The organism is Corallococcus sp. CA047B (genome assembly GCF_003612065.1).
In the GTDB taxonomy this organism is placed as follows: Bacteria; Myxococcota; Myxococcia; order Myxococcales; family Myxococcaceae; genus Corallococcus; species Corallococcus praedator.
In genome coordinates, this window is sequence record NZ_RAWD01000716.1 from 1 (window position 1) to 261 (window position 261).

The following is a 261-nucleotide window of genomic DNA, read 5'->3' on the forward strand; positions in this document are numbered from 1 at the left end:
CAAGACGTGGACGCTCTTGCGGATGACCAGCGACAAGAAGGAAGTGGTGGAGACGCTGGTGTCGGAGGGGCGCGCCTGCATGGTGGCGGGCGGTGAGTACTACCTGGGCCAGTGGGACGCGGAGGCGCAGGTGCTGGAGGTGGGGCGCGACGACGAGGCCGGCGAGCCCGGCACCGGGCTGGTGCTGGAGCCGGGCGGGGAGCTGCACTACACGCCCTCGCCCGACCTGTAGTCGCGCGCCTCAGGCGTCCAGCAGCTTCA

1 pseudogene is annotated in these 261 nt (G+C 70.9%); it reads left to right on the forward strand.

The features are described 5' to 3' along the window. A pseudogene (locus tag D7X74_RS42325) lies at positions 1 to 232 on the forward strand (hypothetical protein); the annotation flags it as partial. Between the last annotated feature and the right edge of the window lie 29 nt (positions 233 to 261).